Genomic DNA, 12,819 nt, shown 5'->3' with positions numbered 1-12,819 from the left:
AGGCGGCTATGCCGCAGGGGGTGCAGGATGGATGTGGATGCGGAAAACGCCGCTCTCTTCAGCCTGCGTGTGATGCGCAAAACCATGTTCGGCCAGCCATGCATACAGCGGAAAGGGTTCGCGGTGGATGAGCACCTCCAGCGTTTCCGCAGGAGGGAGCGCATCGACTGCGGCCAGAATGCGCTCGAATGGCTCACAAGGTGGCAGGCCGCGCATATCCAGATGGATCATGCCGCCTCCCGGCGCTGGATGATCTGCTCACTGAGGCTGGCCAGATCGCCCCCTACTGCATCGCGTGAGGCAGGGTAGAGGATGTTCTCCTCCTTCATGTTGTGCTGTTGCAGTAGGATCAGCAATGCTTCGCCGTGGCCACGAATGGCCTCCGCGTCCTGGGTACTTAAGGCTTCAGTGAGGTCTTCGAGCAGGAAGCGCACCTCTTCATGCTCCATGCGCATCACCCGGGTGGGGCCATTGCGCATGCCCGTGCGGGTTTCAAATGCGGGGAAGAGGATCTCTTCTTCGGCCGCAAAGTGCGCCAGCAGGTCGTGCTGGAGCGTGGCAAAGGCCTGTTGCGCAGCACCCCAGTCACCCGCATTGGCATGGCGACGCAGGGCACCGAGGTGTTCGTCGCAGGCACGGTGGTCGGCCATCAGGTACTGGTCAAAAGTCGGGTGACTCATGTTGGGCTTTCAGGGGGAGGGAGATGGCGCCAGTATGGAAATTTATCCCCACTGCTGTAATTGACTCGCGTCAAGCAGCGCTGGCGCAGCGCAATCTGCACGAGGATGATAAAGTGACAGCATGGATTGCCGCCCCTACTGCGCCGCATGTTGTATCGCCCCTTCGATCTCCAGCCCCATTCCCGGCATGCCCCAGGGCAAACCGGCAGGGGTGCGCTGTGTGCAGCTTGATGAGGCTGACCGCTGCAAGATTTTCGGCCAGCCCGAACGACCTGCGGTTTGTGGCGGCCTGCAAGCCTCGCAAGAGATGTGTGGCGGCTCGCGCGAGCAAGCCATGGCGTGGTTGGCGCACATGGAGCAACTCACCCGACCCTGACCAGGAACTTAAGGTCAGTGGTTCCAATTTCCGCAGCCTGGGGGCAAGATCGTATAATCAGTGTCTCCCCATCCCTGCCAAATCTTCATGGATCTCCTCCTGTTGCTCAAAGCGGCCATCCTCGGTGTTGTCGAGGGGCTGACCGAATTCCTGCCCATTTCCTCAACGGGCCACCTGATCCTGGCGGGGGCTTTGCTGAACTTCAACGATGATCGCGGCAAGTTGTTTGAAATCGTGATCCAGTCTGCGGCTATCCTGGCCGTGGCGTGGGAGTACCGGCAACGCCTGACTCATGCCGTGGTGAGCGCGACGCGTGAAGCCGCTTCGCTGCGCCTGCTCATCAATGTGGCGATTGCCTTTGTGCCCCTGGCCGCATTGGGGCTGATCTTTGGCAAATGGCTCAAGGCGCATCTGTTCAATGCCCCGGTGGTGGCGACCACTTTTATTCTGGGTGGGCTGATCATCCTGTGGGTGGAACGCAAGAATCATCATGAGCGTGTCATTTCGGTCGACAGCATGAGTGCGCTGGATGCGCTCAAGGTGGGCATCGCACAGTGCTTTGCCCTGATTCCGGGCACTTCGCGCAGCGGCTCCACGATTATCGGCTCCATGCTGTTTGGCCTGTCGCGCAAGGTGGCGACCGAGTTCACCTTCTTCCTGGCGATTCCCACCCTGGGCATCGCATCCTTGTATGAGCTGTATAAGGAGCGTGCGCTGCTCTCTGCCGATGATATCGGGATGTGGACGGTGGGTATGCTGGCTTCATTCATCTCGGCATTTTTCGTGGTGCGTTGGCTGATCCGCTTTGTGTCCACGCACAGTTTCAAGGTTTTTGCCTGGTATCGCATTGCTTTTGGCCTGCTCGTTCTGCTCACATGGCAGATGGGCTGGGTCCAGTGGGTGAATGCATGATCATCTATCTACACGGTTTTCGTTCCGGCCCCCAGTCTGCCAAGGTGCAGGCGCTTGCTGCCCGCATGGCGCAGGCCGGATTGGCCTCCCAACTGTGGTGTGAGCAGCTCTCGCCGGTTCCGTTTGATGCCATTGCCCAGGTCCGTGTGCAGATTGAGCGTTGCGATACGCCGCCTACACTGGTAGGCAGTTCGCTGGGGGGCTTCTACGCCACTTATCTGGCCGAGCGTTTCGGCTTGAAAACCGTGCTGATCAACCCCTTTGTGCCCCATGCAGGTTTCAAGGGGGAATCTTTCCTGGGCGAATACCAGATGATCTACAGCGAAGAGCGCTTCAATTTCACGGCGGCCCATGCCGCCCAGATTACCGTACTGGATACCCCAAGCCTGAGCCAGCCGGACAACTTCTGGCTGCTGGCCGAAGAGGGCGATGAGGTGCTGGATTACCGGCAGGCGGTGGCGCGTTACAAGGGCTGTCGTCAGACCGTGCTGCCCGGCGGCAACCACGGTTTTTCGCGCTGGAGTGATTATCTGGATGGCGTGATCGCTTTCGCCGGACTCGCAGCATGAGTGAGGCCGCCGCCAGCCGCAAGGGCCTGCTTGCCGCACTGTCTGCATTTACGATCTGGGGCTTGGCCCCGGCCTACTGGAAATTGCTGGTTGGTATCCCTGCTGCCGAAACAGTAGCCCACCGGGTATGGTGGGCCTTGCTTGTGCTGGCGGCCATGCTGGCCTTCAGCCAGGGCTTTGGGGTGCTGCGGCGCCTATTGCGGGAGCCGCGTCTGGCCGCGATTCTGGCGACCACCACAGCGCTGACGGCGATCAATTGGCTGCTGTTTGTCTGGGCCATACTCAATGGGCATGTGCTCGAATCCAGCCTGGGTTATTTCATCGCCCCACTCATCAATGTGCTGCTGGGCAGCGTGTTTTTGGGCGAGCGTCTGCGCCCAGCGCAATTCGTGGCGGTATTGTTGGCTACCGGCGGGGTGCTGTGGCGGGTATGGAATCTGGGTACGCTGCCCTGGATTCCCTTGAGTCTGGCAGTGACTTTTGCGCTCTATGGTCTGCTGCGCAAGCGTGCGCCAGTAGGCGCGCTTGATGGCCTGTTTGTTGAAACCCTGATGGGTGCTCCCTTTGCGGCGGCTTGGTTGGCGTGGCTGAGCTGGCACCGTATGGGGCACTTTGGCGCCGATTCCACTACCATGTTTGCATTGATCGGCACCGGGGTAGTCACGGCGGTGCCCTTTCTGTTTTTTGCCTACGGTGCGCGCAGGTTGAGTCTGACGACGCTTGGCTTTGCCCAATACATCGGCCCGAGCCTGCAATTCATGCTGGCGGTATTTGTGTACCACGAGGCGTTTGACCACGTCTCGCTGGTGGGTTTTGTCTGCATCTGGCTTGCGCTGGTAGTGTTCTCGCTGGAAGCTTGGTTCCATGCGCGCGCGTCTGCCGGTGCGGCCGCCTCCCAACAGGCGGCTTGAGTCGTTATTGTTGGCCGCTACTCTGCACGATGGCGTTGAATAGCAGGTCGGCGGTGCTTTCGTAGCCCCTGGCAGAAAGATGGATGCCATCTCTCTGGAATAAGGCGGAAAGGTTATTTCCTGTGCATGGAGCGGTGCAACCATCCCGCCCCAGTTGCGACCAATCCCACACCCGCCAGTGGTAGCTTGCCGCTGCCTGACGCATCACAGCATGGGCGCTATCCAGATTCTGGCGGGCTTGCGTGCCAAAGCCGGGGGCGCGAGGCGGCATCATGAGCAGCACGGCGGCATCCGGCGCGTTGCGATGCAGCCAGTCTTCGGTGTTGCGAAGCGTTTCCCCAAAACGTTGGGCCGTAAAGCGGTCATTGACCACGTCGTTGGTGCCAAAGGCCAGAATGATCAGCGCGGGGGCCAGATCCTTGAGTTCCATGCGTGTGATATCGCTATCCCATTCGCGTAGGATTTCAAATGTCGCCCCATTTACACCGATGCTGCTGAAGCTCATCTGGGCCGACAGTGGAACCAGGCTTACCCCGAGCAACTGGAAATCGCTGTTGCTGCCTGGGCTGAGCAATGTCAGGTGGGTGGTGCCGGCGGGCAGATCGAAGGTGCTGCGTCCGGGGCTGTCCGGGCTGCTGCGCGGGCTCAGTTCTGTGGTGCCCTGATAGAGTTTGAAATTCTTTTCCGCCCGTGAATTGCTGCTGGCATACACGTAGAGGCGTGACGGGCCGGGCTTGCCAGCCAGATCATAACCAATGCTCTGGTAAGGTGTGGTGCCATAGCTGACGAAGCCGCCCAGCCCCAGCGTGTGCGCGCTGCCAGCAGTGCTGGCGCGGGCGCCGCTGCGGTCGCGTATGGTCACCCAGCGGGGGCTGGGGGCAAGGCGCGCAGTCATGGCCGGGTGATCTTTGACCATGCCCGGTGGCAGCAGGCCGATTCCACCGTCGCCCTGACGGCCCAGCAGGTGCTGGCGCAAGCGCCGGGGAAGGATGTTGCCTGCGGTGTGCGAATCCCCGATCTGCAAGATATTCAGCGGCTGTCTGGCCTGCCCGGACTGGTATTCCTTCAAATGCAGTTCAAAGCGCAGCCAGCGCAAGTCACGCGTGCCCTCAATCGGGATCTGCTGTACGGACGATGCCGAACACATACTGCCTGCCAGACAGCATGCCAACAGCCAACGCAGAGAGAGGGCGGAAAATCTTGTCATGGGCAGGACGTTATCATGGGCGTGAGCTGCCAAAACCCCAGCTCTGGAAGCCCGTGCTGTCCGAGAACTTGCGTGCACTGAGCTGATAGCCAGGGATGGTCAGATGGATCAGGTCGCCCGCCATCAGCTTGGGGCTGTGGTAGAACCAGCGATAGGTCGCGCCCGGCCCACCCATGGCTTCCTGCCAGCTCCAGAATGAGCATTTGAACTCACGCCCCACGTTTTGCTGGATAGTACCGATGGTTTGATGGATGCGCGCATAGCGCAGCAGGTCTTGCGCGGGCGGGCGAACTGTTTTCCCCTTCTTCTTTTTGACACGGGGATGCTTGACCAGCACGCCGCGATCGGTGGGCCCCATCAGGATGCATTGCGCATCAGGAAATGTCCGGCGCATATTACCCAGCGTGGCACGCAGATCTGCTTCATAATTGGAGGCAGAAAAAGGCTTGCCATTGCCCTCGTTGGTGCCGTATTCCAGTACCACCAAGTCGTATTGGAAGCCATTGAGCCGATTCTTGACATAGCCGCTATCGGTCATCGCCCAGCCGCGTGCCATGGCACCGGGGATGGCAAAGGTATCCATCCGCAAGGCTGGGTTTCCCAGGTAGCGTGGGGCAAACCCCTCCAGGTGCAGCTCGCCTTCCACCAATCGGAGTTTGAGTTGCGATAGGGGCTTGTCGGCATGGATCTGCAAAAGGCCGTTGCCGTTCTGATCCAGTTCCACTACCTGCTCCGCCGCGTCATCCACACTGATGCCCACCACGGTGCGCATATCGCTGGGCGAGAACAGCACGTCCAGTTGGTTCATTGCGGCAGATTGGGCGCCGATGCGGAAATCCACCCAGAGGAAACTGTTTGGGGTATTGCTCTGTGCTTGCGCCAGGGTCTGCGAGAAAGCCGCCCGGTTTTCCTTGGCCAGATAGGCGTATTTATAGTTCCAGCCTGCGCTCTGGCAGTATTTGCGAATCGGCAGTCGCACCCCCGCCCGGCCCATGGTTGCCGGGATGAGGGTGGGGAGTACCTTCTCGCGCGGCAAGCCGGAAATGCGGATCAGCTCATCACCAAAAAAGTGGGCGGCAAGGTGGCTGTCTCCCCAAAAACCAATCGAGAGGGGGTGGTCTGCCTTGGGCGCCCCCAGTACCTGCAAGCTGCGCTTCTGTGTGTCATCCGCTTCGGGGGCTGGCAGATCCTCCAGTTCATCCTGGCTCGGGGGTTCCATCACCTCGTCGCTGGGGGCTACCTGCGTGGCATGCCGGGGAGGGGTCTTGCGGGCCGGGCATTGCAGGTCGCTGATCAGGCCAGAGGTGTTGAAAAACAGCTCCTGCGCCTGCCCTGGCATGGCCCAGCATGTGCCCATCATCAGGACGAGCATTGGAATCATCTTCATTTACTGCCACCGCGCTTTCATGAGTTCTACCAAGGGGGAGCTGATCAGGCGCAGCCCCGTCGGGGTAAAGTGAATGCCATCGTCCGCCCGCACCACAACCTTGCCCTTGACCGGGTCGTCGATCTGCTTTTGGAACGGCATATCCAGGCTTCCCACCAGATGCTCGGTCGGGAAGTAGTCAAAACCATATTGCAAGGCTTCTTCCTGAAAGACCTTGTTTTCCACAATCGCTCCTTGCTTGACGCGACCGTCGCGCATATTGGGTAGCCCTACCCAGATGACATCGACATTGCGTTCCTTGCAGAAGGCGAGCACTTCGCGCACCCGGCTGCGGTACTTTTCCACCCATTTTTCGCTGGGGAAAGTGTAGCGTACGCCATCTTCATAGATGTCCCACGGGTCGTTGGGGCCAAGGAAAATGACTACGGCCTGGAACTTCTGCTTCAGGACTTCTTCCTTGATCCTGGTCGGCCAGTCGAAATAGCGCTTGACCGTCAGCCCCGTGCTTTGCTTGCTCTGATCGCTGAAATAGGCGTTGGGATAAGTCTTGCGCAGGCCCGCAATCACGAAGGGGGCCAGTCCCTGCATCATGGAGTCTCCCGCAAACAGGATGCGTGGCTGGCCTGTTGAGACCGGGCCTGATTGTGCGCCCGAGGCTGGCGAGGCGGATTGTGCCACCCCCAGGCTGTGTTTGCGTGCTTGGGCTGCCAGGAGGGCGGGTTGCTCAAGCGGCTCGGATTGGCTGCCGGGTGCTGCGCTGGCCGCTGTGTCAGGCGGGGTGTTGGTTTGCTCTGCGGCGGCGGTGCTTTCCTCCTCATCGTCCGTGCGGAACACACTGGCCAGGGTGCGCGAAGGCGTGAAGAGCGAATCTGGCAGATAGTCTGTGAGCTGGACGTGGTAGCGGGCGTTCAGATACCCATCCAGCGAATCCAGCCACAAAAGCGTGCTGATGCACACCGATGAGGCGAGAATCAAAAAAGTCTGGCGTGCCGAGGTGCTCATTTCAAAACCTGTAATAGATGAAGCTGGGAATGCCACTTGGGCATAATTGCACCACGCCAAAACTGAGTAGACAGATCATTGTGACCAGGCGCCAGCCCCAGGCCCGCTCAAAGATTCCCGTGGCCCATGCTTCCAGCGTGGCAGCCTGGGCGCTGAGAAAGAAGAATACGACCGAGAAGGCGCACAGCAGCCCCACATCGGCATGGAAGGCGCTCGGGGGGACCGCCAATTGTTGCAGGAGCTGCCATGCGCTGTCGCAAGAATTGGCACGGAAGAACACCCAGGCGAAGGCGACATAGAGCAAGGTCAGCGCGTTGGCCAGCACCCTAGGCATTTTGCCCAGGCCCAGCTTGCCATATGCATTGATGACCAGCATTCCTGCCCCGTGCAGGGCGCCCCAGACGAAAAACGTGGTGTTGGCGCCATGCCAGATGCCGGAGATGAGCATGGCAAGCATGAGATTGATCTGGGTGCGGACGCCGCCTGCTTTGCTGCCACCCAGGGGGATATAGATGTAGTCACGGATGAAGCTTGACAGGGTGATATGCCAGCGGCGCCAGAATTCCCGCAGGTCGCGGGCCAGATAGGGCTGCGTGAAGTTGGCCGGAACCCGATAGCCCAAGAGCAATGCCAGCCCGGTCACGATGAGTGAGTAGCCCGAAAAATCCAGGAATATCTGCAGAGAGTATGCCCAGATGGCAGCACCCGTCTGCAAGCCATCCAGGGCATCCGGGTAACGGAAGGCCGTATCCACAAAAGTGTCGGCAAGCCAGCTTGAAAATACCAGCTTCTGTGCCATGCCCAGCAGGATCAGGTAGATGGCGCGTGGTACTTCGCGTGGCAGGCCGAATTCTTCGTCCTGGATATTCTTGAAAAAATCTTCCGCCCGCAAAATAGGCCCGGCAAACAGCGTGGGCCAGAACGACAGGAAGACCGCGGCATGGAGCAACGAACTAGGCGCTTTCTCGGCCCGATACCGCCAGACCAAATAGGTGACGGCCTGGAAGGTGAAGAAGGAAATCCCCGCAGGCACCACAAAATCAGTCAGCGGCAGAAAGTCCTGCAGCCCCAGGCCAGGCAGGGTATCGATGGCGATCTGGCGCAGAAAATCATAATACTTGGTCATCAGCAAGATGCTGGTGCACAAGATCAGGCTCACGCTCATGGCCAGCACGCGCCAAGCCTTTTCCTTGGCGATGCTGTTGATCAGGTTGCCGCAGCCCCACATCGAGATGCTGTAGACCAGAAGGATGGCCGCCCCTTCAGGTGACCATGTCGAGTACAGCAGGTAGCTCGATAAGGTGAGAACCCAGAGTTGCAAGGTCCTCTTTGAATGCAGCGACCAGAACAGGGGCAGGAAGAGCAACGCCGCGAAGGCGAATTCCGGGGAAATGAAGCTCATGATCTCTCAGTGGCCAGATAGAAGCAGGCCTTGCGCCACGTTTGCGCAAGACACATCAGGATTCGGGGCTGCTGGGCTCACTTTCGGCTCCTCCGGGCGGGGTGAATCTGGGAGTGATGCCTGCGGCCTCACACAAACGCGTGTATTCCTGGAGCACCTTGGTGGCGTAGCGTTGCTCCGGGTCTTTGCTGGCGCCCGCATACTTTTGCAAGGTGTCGATCATGTTATCCGAGTTACGCATGAAGGCCTTGAGCACCAGGGCGCCAATGCGGATGTTTTCCACAGGGTTGAATAGTGCGGTGACCCCTGTTTCAGCCGACATTTTGTCGGTGTGCGAACGCGGTACGATCTGCATCAGTCCCTGAGCACCGTAGGCGCTTTGCGAATAAGGGTTGAATCTGGATTCTACGGTGATGATCGACAGGATCAGTACCGGGTCGATCTGATTGGCTGTCCCTTCGCGCTGGGCGGTACGGACCAGCAGATCCACCGCCAGTGGCGAGAGGTGATGGCGCTTGGCGATGGCGTCTGCCACCAGGGCCATCTGCCGGGTCAGCGGCGGCAGGGCGGTCTTGCTGCCTGCGGGCGCAGAGATCTGGGCCTCTGGCGTATCCAGAGCGTGGACCGTTGCAGCCGGGGCGTAGCCAAACATGCTGCGTGGGTTGAGGCCCTCAGAGCCGAAGCGTGCGTACTGGTAGCCGATCAGCGCCAGCATCAGAACCCCGATGACCGAGACACTGCCGTGGGCGAAGTGGATCACAAAGGTCACCAGATATCGAATGTAACGAGACAATCTGCTGAACTTGTTCACACCACTCCTCTACCAAGCAAACACCTAGCCTTGATGCTTCAAAATGAACGTAAGATTCCCTGTTGCAATGAACTGGATATGCTGGCCACGCAGGTGTGCGGGGCGAGTCCGTTACGCATAGCATGCGCTTCGCCGGGCAGGCCCCGGCAAGGCGTGTCGCATTATCTCTGATTTCTGCGCATTTGCCTTGCTACGCACCAAAATAACAGGTTCTTTATGCCCAGGACAGAGCAGGGTAGAAGAGTGGGCGGGGCCGAGCAAGCGCCGCTGATCGGCTCAGCGCTTCAGCAAGAAATGCCGCCAGGGTGGATGAGTGTGTTGTCCAGCGAGGAACACAGCATCCCGACCGCGCCTGACCAGTCTCCCAGCGCTTTTTGGTGGTAGAGGCGCAATGAGGGATACCAGGGGGAATCCTGGCGGGATTGTAGCCAGCGCCACTCGCCAAAGTGTCGCAGCAGGAGGTGGCAGGGCATGCCCAGCGCACCTGCCAGATGGGCTGCTGCGGTGTCAACGCTGATCACGCAATCCAGACAGGCCATGAGTGCGGCGGTTTCGGCAAAGCTGCTGAGTTCTGCCTGGAAATGGCGCAGATTGGGGAAGTGGCCCAGTACGGCATGTTCTTCTTCCGAAATCTCTTTTTGCAGGCAGATGAAGTCTGCATCCTGCTGCAACAAGGGCTGCAGTTGCGCCAGGCTCATGTCACGCGTGATGTTGCGTGGCCCGATACGGCGGCCAGACCAGACGATGCCGATACGTGGGCGACGACGCGTGCCAAGCCGCTGTTGCCACAGTGCCACTTTCTGCGGGTCGGCATGCAGATAGGGCGCAGGGCCGCCAAAATCGCTATCCGTTCCACCCAGCGCCAAGGGCAGGCTCATCAAGGGGCAGTGGAAATCGTGTGCCGGAATCGGCATGGAAGGATCAATCACCGCGATGCGTGGGTCCAGTTGCTGGAACAGCTCCAGCAAGGGTGACATGACGAGCAAGGTGACCTGAGCCCCAAGATCCGCTACCGCCCTTGCATAGCGGACGAACTGGAGCGTGTCGCCAAAGCCTTGTTCAGCCCAGAGCAGGATGCGCTTGTCCTGAATGTTTTCCCGCCCCAACCATAGGGGCGCGGGGCTGGGCAGAAAATGCGGTGCGAGTTGCGCGGTTTTCCAGCGCCATTCGTAACGCGCCCACCCTTCCTGGTACATGCCTTGTGCCAACTGACAGTGCGCCCATTCCAGGTGGGCTTCTGCATAGTCCGGGTTCAGGGCGATGGCGTGACGGTAGCTTTGAATGGCTTCATCCAGCAGGTTGAGCTGGCGGAGCACGTTGCCGTGGTTGAACCAGATATGCGCATCGGTTGGGCGCAGCGCCAGCAATCGTGTGTAGCCGGCGAGTGCCTCGGTAGGGCGGTTGAGCGCCAGCAAGCTGTCGCCCAGGATATTGAGGGCGTCCTGATGCTCGGCATCCAGCAGCAAGGCTTGGGTGAGGTCGCCCACGGCCTGCTCGTAGTAGCCTCCCAGCGCATACAGCCTGCCCCGGCGGAACCACAGATTGGCGTCTGCCGAGGTGGCCTTGAGCAAGTCATCGTGATAGGCCAAGCCCGCTTGCCAAGCCTGCTGGCGCAGGCTGTGCATGCTTTCATCTTCTGGCTGCTGGGCAAGGCACAAGTCGAAGTCCAGCAAGGCATCATCGTAACGATGGCGCTCGGCCAGCAGGGTGGCCCGCTCGAAGCGGGCGGGCAGAAGCTGGGGGGCGAGCCGGAGCGCTTCGCCCAAGTGCTGCAACGCCTCTTCCGCAAGCCCCGCCTGGCGCAGGCAGATACCTTGGGTAAAGCAATCCAGGGCGTGCTGAAAATCTGTGTCGGAAAGCATGGTGGCCTCATTCTACAGCAGTGCCAATCCATTACATTGTTATGCAGGCAGATGTAAAGACGTGTCAGCACCCCAAAAAGAATACCTGCGCCTTACGTAACAGGCGCTAACGTTTGATTGAGTATTCCTCCTCAATATTGTCCTTGTAGTAGCTTGCCGGGGCTACACTGCTCAAAAAGCGGCGAGCCACTTCTTCGCCCACTCCTGTATGCCGGATGATTCTGCAGGAGTCGAACTCCACTTCCAGAATGCGGCTGTTGCGGTCATAACCGGCAGACTTGATGCCACCACGGCGAATCGGTTTGCGCTCGATAGCCATCTATGGGCCTCCTGACAAAAGGTGTCGAAGCCCCCGTTTTACCCCATCTTCATGACGCTGCCAACTCCTTTGAGCCGAGGACGCGGAGAGGTAGCCTAGCCTTCCCGGCCATCAATGCGTGGCTGGATCAGGATGGGGGCATAGCGGACGAGATAGAGCCCAAAGGCCAGCGACCACGCCGTGCCCGCAAGCATCAGCCCGGCCCGATACCAGTCTGGCGCCATCAGCACCGGCAGAATGCGCGCCAGCACGGCCAGTTGCAGCAGCGAGTACGCCGCCGCTTCGATGTAGCCTGCCCGCAGGAGTCGGCCTGTATGGCCCAGTGCGGTGCGCGTGATCATGCCCAGGATCAGGCCGCTGATCATGCCGACAGTGAGCAGGTGCAACACTGCCGCACTGCCCGGCAAACCGAGTGCTGCGCTGGCTGCCGCAAGCAGGGCAAGGACGAGCCAGGCATGGGAGATGTGGAGAATCCACAGCAGCGGCACCCGCCACGTGGGGCCAGGGCGCCAGCCCAGGCTACGCCACGCCTGGGACGCAGCAGCCAGCACGCTGATCAGCGCCACCACGATGCCACTTACACCGCAGGCCCACAGCAGCAGGGTCAGTGCGGTCGAGCCGATGGCGAGCCTGTCGAGCAGGGCAGATTGGCGGGGGACTGTCTTGAGTGCGTTGGCCGTGAAGCTGGGGACAATGCGCCCGGCAATCACCGTGGCGAGCGTGGCGATCAGGGCCACCGCCGCATGCAGGGTGTTGAGCACCGGCAGGGCCAGCCAGGCATTGGCAGCGGCATGGAAGAGCAGATTGCTCACACTCAACAGGGCCAAGATCAACAGAACGAAGTAATTGCGGCGGCTGCCAGCGCGAATCAAAACCCTGGCCAGCACGAGGGCGGCCAGCGGCAGAAATGCCAAATCAATGACGGCGGCAGCCAGGGCAGGCAGGCACAACATGGCTATGCGACCGGCCAGCCACACCCCTACCAGGGCCGCAAGCTTGCCGCCTGTGGGGGTGGCAAGCCCTGTCCAGTTACGTGCGGCGGTGAGCAGAAAACCCACAATGATTGCGGTGGCAAAACCGAAAATCATCTCATGAGCATGCCAGAACAAGGCGGGCAGGGCCGGGCTGAAAGCGGGGCCGCCCAGCGCAATCATCAGCCACAGCGGTACAAAGAGTGCGGCCAGGGTGGCGCCGAGCAGGTAGAAGGGGCGAAAGCCCAGGGCGAAAAGAGCAAAGCCGCGCACAGGCTTGTTGGGCTTGAGGCGGGGTTCATCGATGGGGATCACGGCCATTTTTTGGCTCCAATTTTATATTCGGAGCCTCATTCTGGCGGTGGCGCCACAGTGGGCGCCTTATCCTGAATCAAGCGGCAAATATCAGT

At 60.0% G+C, this 12,819-nt stretch carries 14 protein-coding genes; 4 read left to right on the top strand and 10 right to left on the bottom strand.

Going from position 1 to position 12,819, the window contains the following annotated elements:
- Positions 1-6: 6 nt before the first annotated feature.
- Both B145_RS23850 and B145_RS23845 read right to left on the bottom strand, forming a co-directional pair.
- Positions 7-231 carry a DUF2249 domain-containing protein gene (locus B145_RS23850; protein ID WP_018604385.1) on the bottom strand — a complete coding sequence of 75 codons (225 nt, stop codon included), beginning with the start codon at positions 229-231 and terminating at the stop codon, positions 7-9.
- Complete coding sequence (locus tag B145_RS23845; RefSeq protein ID WP_018604384.1) at positions 228-680, bottom strand: hemerythrin domain-containing protein; 453 nt, start codon at positions 678-680, stop codon at positions 228-230. Before B145_RS23845 ends, B145_RS23850 begins: the two co-directional genes overlap by 4 nt.
- Before the next feature lie 121 nt (positions 681-801).
- Between B145_RS23845 and B145_RS0100305 the strand changes: the two genes are divergently transcribed.
- From B145_RS0100305 to rarD, 4 genes are all read left to right on the top strand, one after another.
- Entirely contained in the window at positions 802-1,056 is a 255-nt protein-coding gene (locus tag B145_RS0100305; RefSeq protein WP_018604383.1) for a YkgJ family cysteine cluster protein, read from the top strand.
- Positions 1,057-1,143: 87 nt separating this feature from the next.
- On the top strand, positions 1,144-1,968 hold the full coding sequence (locus B145_RS0100300) for an undecaprenyl-diphosphate phosphatase (RefSeq protein WP_018604382.1): 825 nt from the start codon (positions 1,144-1,146) through the stop codon (positions 1,966-1,968).
- A complete protein-coding gene (locus tag B145_RS0100295; protein ID WP_018604381.1) occupies positions 1,965-2,537 on the top strand; it encodes a YqiA/YcfP family alpha/beta fold hydrolase in 573 nt (190 codons plus the stop codon). The genes B145_RS0100300 and B145_RS0100295 overlap by 4 nt, the downstream gene beginning before the upstream one ends.
- Positions 2,534-3,448, top strand: a complete 915-nt coding sequence (rarD, locus tag B145_RS0100290; protein ID WP_018604380.1) for an EamA family transporter RarD — start codon at positions 2,534-2,536, stop codon at positions 3,446-3,448. Before B145_RS0100295 ends, rarD begins: the two co-directional genes overlap by 4 nt.
- Positions 3,449-3,452: 4 nt before the next feature.
- Here the strand turns inward: rarD and B145_RS0100285 are convergent, their stop codons facing one another.
- The 8 genes from B145_RS0100285 to B145_RS0100250 form a co-directional block, all read right to left on the bottom strand.
- Entirely contained in the window at positions 3,453-4,655 is a 1,203-nt protein-coding gene (locus B145_RS0100285; RefSeq protein ID WP_083917554.1) for a GDSL-type esterase/lipase family protein, read from the bottom strand.
- A gap of 13 nt (positions 4,656-4,668) precedes the next feature.
- Positions 4,669-6,042 (bottom strand): SGNH/GDSL hydrolase family protein, encoded by a 1,374-nt coding sequence (locus B145_RS0100280; RefSeq protein ID WP_018604378.1) that lies wholly within the window; start codon positions 6,040-6,042, stop codon positions 4,669-4,671.
- The gene (locus B145_RS27075) at positions 6,043-7,044 is read right to left on the bottom strand and encodes an SGNH/GDSL hydrolase family protein (protein WP_018604377.1); all 1,002 of its coding nucleotides are present in this window, start codon (positions 7,042-7,044) and stop codon (positions 6,043-6,045) included.
- Position 7,045: 1 nt separating this feature from the next.
- On the bottom strand, positions 7,046-8,446 hold the full coding sequence (locus B145_RS0100270; RefSeq protein WP_018604376.1) for an MBOAT family O-acyltransferase: 1,401 nt from the start codon (positions 8,444-8,446) through the stop codon (positions 7,046-7,048).
- 55 nt (positions 8,447-8,501) lie between these two features.
- On the bottom strand, positions 8,502-9,257 hold the full coding sequence (locus B145_RS27070; protein WP_018604375.1) for a lytic transglycosylase domain-containing protein: 756 nt from the start codon (positions 9,255-9,257) through the stop codon (positions 8,502-8,504).
- A 284-nt stretch (positions 9,258-9,541) separates the two neighbouring features.
- On the bottom strand, positions 9,542-11,119 hold the full coding sequence (locus B145_RS23830) for a tetratricopeptide repeat protein (RefSeq protein ID WP_018604374.1): 1,578 nt from the start codon (positions 11,117-11,119) through the stop codon (positions 9,542-9,544).
- Between the two features lie 106 nt (positions 11,120-11,225).
- Entirely contained in the window at positions 11,226-11,438 is a 213-nt protein-coding gene (locus B145_RS23825; RefSeq protein WP_018604373.1) for a KTSC domain-containing protein, read from the bottom strand.
- 95 nt (positions 11,439-11,533) lie between these two features.
- Complete coding sequence (locus B145_RS0100250; protein ID WP_018604372.1) at positions 11,534-12,730, bottom strand: NnrS family protein; 1,197 nt, start codon at positions 12,728-12,730, stop codon at positions 11,534-11,536.
- Positions 12,731-12,819 lie beyond the last annotated feature (89 nt).

Origin of the sequence: Uliginosibacterium gangwonense DSM 18521, assembly GCF_000373965.1 — a bacterium.
GTDB lineage: Bacteria > Pseudomonadota > Gammaproteobacteria > Burkholderiales > Rhodocyclaceae > Uliginosibacterium > Uliginosibacterium gangwonense.
Note: the sequence above shows the minus strand (reverse complement) of the source record. Positions and strands in the feature narration are given on the sequence as shown.

Bases quoted from the DNA above. Each gene is read 5' to 3' on its own strand.
- B145_RS0100285 (WP_083917554.1), bottom strand. From the start codon at position 4,655: ATGACAAGATTTTCCGCCCTCTCTCTGCGTTGGCTGTTGGCATGCTGT.
- B145_RS0100305 (WP_018604383.1), top strand. From the start codon at position 802: ATGGATTGCCGCCCCTACTGCGCCGCATGTTGTATCGCCCCTTCGATC.
- B145_RS23850 (WP_018604385.1), bottom strand. From the start codon at position 231: ATGATCCATCTGGATATGCGCGGCCTGCCACCTTGTGAGCCATTCGAG.
- B145_RS0100300 (WP_018604382.1), top strand. From the start codon at position 1,144: ATGGATCTCCTCCTGTTGCTCAAAGCGGCCATCCTCGGTGTTGTCGAG.
- B145_RS0100270 (WP_018604376.1), bottom strand. From the start codon at position 8,446: ATGAGCTTCATTTCCCCGGAATTCGCCTTCGCGGCGTTGCTCTTCCTG.
- B145_RS23830 (WP_018604374.1), bottom strand. From the start codon at position 11,119: ATGCTTTCCGACACAGATTTTCAGCACGCCCTGGATTGCTTTACCCAA.
- B145_RS0100295 (WP_018604381.1), top strand. From the start codon at position 1,965: ATGATCATCTATCTACACGGTTTTCGTTCCGGCCCCCAGTCTGCCAAG.
- B145_RS0100280 (WP_018604378.1), bottom strand. From the start codon at position 6,042: ATGAAGATGATTCCAATGCTCGTCCTGATGATGGGCACATGCTGGGCC.
- B145_RS23845 (WP_018604384.1), bottom strand. From the start codon at position 680: ATGAGTCACCCGACTTTTGACCAGTACCTGATGGCCGACCACCGTGCC.
- rarD (WP_018604380.1), top strand. From the start codon at position 2,534: ATGAGTGAGGCCGCCGCCAGCCGCAAGGGCCTGCTTGCCGCACTGTCT.
- B145_RS0100250 (WP_018604372.1), bottom strand. From the start codon at position 12,730: ATGGCCGTGATCCCCATCGATGAACCCCGCCTCAAGCCCAACAAGCCT.
- B145_RS27075 (WP_018604377.1), bottom strand. From the start codon at position 7,044: ATGAGCACCTCGGCACGCCAGACTTTTTTGATTCTCGCCTCATCGGTG.
- B145_RS23825 (WP_018604373.1), bottom strand. From the start codon at position 11,438: ATGGCTATCGAGCGCAAACCGATTCGCCGTGGTGGCATCAAGTCTGCC.